The 4914-nt window shown below is 73.2% G+C and carries 5 protein-coding genes; 2 read left to right on the forward strand and 3 right to left on the reverse strand.

What is annotated here, in order from left to right:
• From B7767_RS08925 to B7767_RS08935, 3 genes are all read right to left on the reverse strand, one after another.
• Positions 1–442: phosphatase PAP2 family protein (locus B7767_RS08925; protein WP_085571700.1), on the reverse strand; the 442-nt coding region annotated here is incomplete at its 3' end.
• Between the two features lie 209 nt (positions 443–651).
• Positions 652–2487 (reverse strand): glycoside hydrolase family 15 protein, encoded by a 1836-nt coding sequence (locus tag B7767_RS08930; RefSeq protein ID WP_085571701.1) that lies wholly within the window; start codon positions 2485–2487, stop codon positions 652–654.
• A gap of 65 nt (positions 2488–2552) precedes the next feature.
• Positions 2553–3332 (reverse strand): DeoR/GlpR family DNA-binding transcription regulator, encoded by a 780-nt coding sequence (locus B7767_RS08935; protein ID WP_085571702.1) that lies wholly within the window; start codon positions 3330–3332, stop codon positions 2553–2555.
• Between the two features lie 138 nt (positions 3333–3470).
• On the opposite strand from B7767_RS08935, the gene B7767_RS08940 reads away from it, so the two are divergent.
• Together B7767_RS08940 and B7767_RS08945 are read left to right on the forward strand one after the other, a co-directional pair.
• Positions 3471–4352 carry an SIS domain-containing protein gene (locus B7767_RS08940; RefSeq protein ID WP_085571703.1) on the forward strand — a complete coding sequence of 294 codons (882 nt, stop codon included), beginning with the start codon at positions 3471–3473 and terminating at the stop codon, positions 4350–4352.
• Positions 4353–4392: 40 nt separating this feature from the next.
• A partial coding sequence (locus B7767_RS08945) for a class II fructose-bisphosphate aldolase (RefSeq protein WP_179167074.1) occupies positions 4393–4914 on the forward strand: 522 nt, incomplete at its 3' end.

The raw sequence follows: 4914 nt of genomic DNA on the forward strand, positions 1-4914 counted from the left end.
CCGCCGAGGCCGTGTGCCCCGAGGGGAACGACGCCGACGTCGGCATCGGCACGTGCCGGTCCACGGTCACCCGCGCCGCCTCCCGGTCCGGCCGGGCCCTGCGGACCAGCCGCTTGCCCAGCAGATTGGCCGACGCCGACGCCACGGCTACGGCGCCGACCCCGACCAGCGCCGCCCGCCGGGGCCGCGCCCCGCTCAGCGCGAGGACCCCGGCGATGGCGAACGAGATCTTGGAGTGGTCGGCCGTGTGGGACAGCCTGCGCAGCGCCCGGTCGAGCGTGGGCGTCGGTGTGGCGGCGACCGCCGCGTACAGGGCGCCGTCCACGGCTCTGAGATCGCCGAGGACCGCGGCGGCGACCCTGCGCAGTCCGTCGGCGGGCGGCACGGGCCTGGTGAGCGGACGGGTGACGTCCTGGTGGTCGGTGGTGGGCGGCTCGCTCATCTGTCTCTCCCGCGATGGCATCGTGGACGAATCACCAGGTGCCCACGGTACGCATGATCCATCCGCACGGGTTCGCCCACCCCGGCCGGCCGGTCCGTGGTCACCGTGCCGGTCCCGCCCGGGACCTCCGGTCCCCCGGCGAGGACGCCGGGCCGGGTGCCGCGCCCGGCACCGGCCGTCACCTCGTCCGCCCGCGCCTCCACCGGGCCTCAGCCCAGGGCACGGTCCAGGTTGAACGCGGCGCTGATCAGGGCGAGGTGGGTGAACGCCTGCGGGAAGTTGCCCTGTTGCTCCCCGGTGTGGCCGATCTCCTCGGCGTACAGACCGAGGTGGTTGCCGTAGGTCAGCATCTTCTCGAAGGCGAGGGACGCCTCGTCGAGGCGCCCGGCGCGGGTCAGCGCCTCGACGTACCAGAACGAGCAGATGGAGAACGTGCCCTCGTCGCCGTGCAGTCCGTCGGGGCTCACCATCGGGTCGTAGCGGTAGACCAGCGAGTCGGACACCAGGTCCTCGGTGAGGGAGTCGAGCGTCGACAGCCACTTCGGGTCGGTCGGCGCGATGAACTTCGACAGCGGCATCATCAGGATCGCCGCGTCCAGCACCTCCCCGTCCTCGTGCTGGACGAAGGCCCGGCGCGAAGCCGACCAGCCGCGGCTCATGATCCGCCGGTAGATGGTGTCCCGGCTCGACTGCCAGCGGGGGAGATCGGCGGGCAGGCCCCGCCGGTTGGCCATCCGGACGGCGCGCTCGATCGCCACCCAGCACATCAGGCGCGAGTACAGGAAGTTCTTCCGTCCGCCGCGCGTCTCCCAGATGCCCTCGTCGGGCTGGTCCCAGTGCGCGCACACCCAGTCCACCAGCGCCGTCACATGGTCCCACTGCTCGCTGGAGACGGGCTCGGCCCATTTGTCGTAGAGGTAGATGGAGTCGATCAGCGCCCCGTAGACGTCCAGTTGAAGCTGGTCGGCAGCCGCGTTGCCGACGCGGACCGGTGCCGAGCCGTGGTGGCCCTCCAGATGGCCGAGTTCGCGCTCGGGGAGTTCGGTGCGGCCGTCGATGCCGTACATGATCTGCAGCGGGCCGGAGGCCTTGCAGTCGCCCGGACTGATGTGCCGGGAGACGAACCCCATGAACGCCTCGGCCTCCTCGGTGAAGCCCAGCCGCAGCAGCGCGTACACGCAGAACGCCGCGTCGCGCACCCACACGTACCGGTAGTCCCAGTTGCGTTCCCCGCCGAGCTCCTCGGGCAGGCTGGTCGTCGGCGCCGCCACGATCGCCCCGGTCGGCGCGTAGGTGAGCAGCTTCAGGGTGAGGGCGGAGCGGTGCACCATCTCCCGCCAGCGGCCCCGGTACCGCGAGGAGGACAGCCACCGCCTCCAGTACGCCACCGTCGCGGCGAACCGCCGCTCCGCCTCCCCGCACTCGCAGCGGCTCGGCGTCACCTCCGCGCCGACCTGGTCCAGGGCGAACACCGCCGTCTCCCCCTCGGCCAGCTTGAACTCGGCCCGTACGTCCGGCCCGTCGGTCCCCATCGGGACGGTCGCGGTGAGTGCCAGGGACAACTCCTCGGAGTCGAAGACCGCGATGCCGCCGGCCAGCCGCACGGTGTGCGGGCGGGAGCCGTAATCGAACCGCGGCGCCACCAGCGTCCGGAACGGCACGGAGCCGCGCACGCACAGCACCCGCCGGATCAGCCGGTGCCGGGCCTCGTCGGCCGGCGTGCCGCCGACCGGCATGAAGTCCTGCACCTCGCCGACCCCGTCCTCGGTGAAGAACCGGGTGATCAGGACGTTGGTGTCGGGGAAGTAGAACTGCTTGGTGCGGGCCGGCACGGCCGCCGCCAGCTCGAAGCAGCCGCCCCGCCCGGTGTCCAGGATCGCGCCGAACACGCTCGGCGAGTCGAAGGACGGGCAGCAGTACCAGTCGATGGTGCCGTCGGTGCCCACCAGCGCCACACTGCGCAGATCGCCGATCAGCCCGTGGTCGGCGATCGGTACGTAGCGGCGCGCCCCGGGCCCGTCCTGTTCCTTGGCCATCGCGTCCATCGCAGCCTCCCTGGGCCGGCACGCCGTGCTCATGTGCCAGCTTAGGCAGCTTCGGCCGGACCGGCTCAGGTCACCACGACCCGCAGCCCCGCCTCCTCGAAGCGGCGTACCGTCTCCGGGTCCGCGCCGGTGTCCGTGACCAGGGTGTCCACCTGCTCGGCGGCGCAGATCCGGGCGAACGCCCGCCGGCCCAGTTTGCTGGAGTCGGCGGCCACGATCACCCGCTCGGCCCGCTCGCACAGCATCCGGTTGACCGCCGCCTCCGCCTCGTCGTGGGCCGCCGCCCCGTGCACGGCGTCGAAGGCGACGACACCGAGCACCGCCACATCGAGGGTGATCTGCCCCAGCACCCCGTCCGCGAGCGGCCCGACCAGCTCGTACGACTGGGCCCGCGCCACCCCGCCGGTCACCACGATCTTGAACTGGGGGCGCACGGCCAGCTCGTTGGCGATGTTGAGCGCGTTCGTCACCACGGTCAGCGCGGGCGAGCCCGAGGCGAGGTCCCCGCGCACGGCCAGCGCCCGCGCCACCTCCGTGGTGGTCGTACCGCCGGTCAGCCCGACCGCCTCGCCCGGCGCGACGAGATCCGCCACCGCCTTCGCGACGCGCTGCTTCTCGGAGGCGTGCCGCGCGGTCTTGTAGCGCAGCGGCAGCTCGTACGACACCCCGTGCACCACCGCTCCGCCACGGGTGCGCACCAGCATCTGCTGTTCGGCGAGCCGGTCGAAGTCGCGCCGGATCGTCGCGGCCGACACCGCCAGCTCGCCGGCCGCCTCCTCGACGTCCAGCCGGCCGCGCTCGACGAGCAGCTCCAGCAGCGTCTTCCAGCGGGCGTCCCGCGACATCCGCCCTCCCGTCGTCTCCCCCGGTCTCCTTCGGTCTCCGGCGACCCTAACGCACCCGGCCTCCGACCGAATGCTTGATTTTGCTCGAAACCTCGCTCAATCTTGCAAGAAAGAGCATCGAGCCTTCGGGGGTGCGGCATGACCCATGTCGAGGACGAACTGAACAGTCAGCCCGAGTGCTGGAGCCGCGCCGCCGCGCAGGCCCCGTCCCACGCCCCGGTGCTTCCGGCGGCGGGGGAGCGGGTCGCGGTGGTCGGCTGCGGGACGTCGTACTTCATGGCACAGGCGGTCGCGGCCCTGCGCGAGGGCGCGGGCCGGGGCGAGACCGACGCCTTCGCCGCCTCGGAGTTCCCGCGGCACCGGGCCTACGACCGCGTCGTCGCCCTCACCCGCTCCGGGACCACCACCGAAGTCCTCGACCTGCTGGGCCGGTTGAAGGGCGGCACCCGCACCACCGCGGTCACCGCCGATCCGGCCACCCCCGTGACGTCACTCGCCGACGAGACGGTCGTCCTCGACCACGCGGACGAACGCTCCGTCGTCCAGACCCGGTTCGCCACCACGGCCCTCACCCTGCTCCGCGCCCATCTGGGCCTGCACACCGACGCGGTCGTCGAGGACGGGCGCACGGCGCTGGCCGACCCGCTGCCCGAAGGGCTCGTGGACCGCGCCCAGTTCACCTTCCTCGGCCGTGGCTGGAGCGTCGGCCTGGCCAACGAGGCCGCACTGAAGATGCGCGAGGCGGCCCTCGCCTGGACGGAGGCCTACCCGGCGATGGAGTACCGGCACGGACCCATCAGCATCACCACCTCCACCACCGCGACCTGGATGCTCGGTGACGCGCCGGAGGGGCTGGCCCGGCAGGTGCGTGACACCGGCGGGCTGTGGATCGAGGGCACCCTCGACCCGCTCGCCGAACTCGTCCGCGTCCAGCGGCTCGCGGTCGCCGTCGCCGCGGCCCGCGGCCTGGACCCCGACCGGCCCCGCCACCTCACCCGCTCGGTCGTCCTCGCGCCCTGACCCGCCGGAAAGGACGCAACCCCGTAGGAAAGGACGGACCGTGCCCCTCACCACCACCGGCGAGCTCGTCACCCGCGCCGCCGCCCACCGCTCGGCGGTCGCCTCGTTCAACATCATCACCCTCGAACACGTCGAGGCCGTCATCGCCGGCGCCGAGTCGGCGAACGCCCCCGTCGTCCTCCAGGTCAGCGAGAACGCCGTGAAGTTCCGCCACGGCCGGCTGCTGCCGCTCGCCCGCGCCGCCGTCGCCGCCGCCGAACGCGCCACCGTCCCCGTCGCCCTGCACCTCGACCACGTACAGAGCGACACCCTGCTGCGCCAGGCCCCGGACGCCGGATTCGGCTCCGTGATGTACGACGCGTCCCGGCTGCCCTACGCCGACAACCTCGCCGCGACCCGGGCCGCCGTCGACTGGGCCCACGCCCGGGGGCTGTGGATCGAGGCCGAGCTGGGCGAGATCGGCGGCAAGGGCGGGCAGGCCGCGCCGGACGCCCACGCCCCGGGCGCCCGTACCGACCCCGACCGGGCCCGCGCCTTCGTCGCCGACTCCGGCGTGGACGCG

The organism is Streptomyces sp. 13-12-16 (assembly GCF_002114215.1).
Taxonomy (GTDB): domain Bacteria; phylum Actinomycetota; class Actinomycetes; order Streptomycetales; family Streptomycetaceae; genus Streptomyces.